The following is a 288-nucleotide window of genomic DNA, read 5'->3' on the forward strand; positions in this document are numbered from 1 at the left end:
TCAAATGAAATGGTTCAGCGCGGTCTTAAAGCGCCTTTTCCCATGGTCATAATGACGCGCTGACCGTTTGCAACAAGAGAATCAACATAATCATCGATCTTATTCGCTCATTTGATCTGCAGGTTAATATTCTGCAGGGGAAAATATCCCAGACACAAAACGGAGCTTACGGCATCTCTTCGTCAGCTGTCTGTCGTCACATCCTCACGCTTAAATCTTGCACAAAACAATCCGTCTGCTCTTATACTCATTGACCAGGAATTAGGCCTTTTTATTGGAGTTCTTACT

Annotated in this window: 1 pseudogene; it reads left to right on the forward strand. The window is 43.1% G+C overall.

The features are described 5' to 3' along the window. Positions 1 to 86: 86 nt before the first annotated feature. Positions 87 to 173: pseudogene (locus tag P6709_RS19835) on the forward strand (NIL domain-containing protein); the annotation flags it as partial. Positions 174 to 288 lie beyond the last annotated feature (115 nt).

The organism is Jeotgalibacillus sp. ET6 (assembly GCF_029667115.1).
Lineage (GTDB): Bacteria > Bacillota > Bacilli > Bacillales > Jeotgalibacillaceae > Jeotgalibacillus.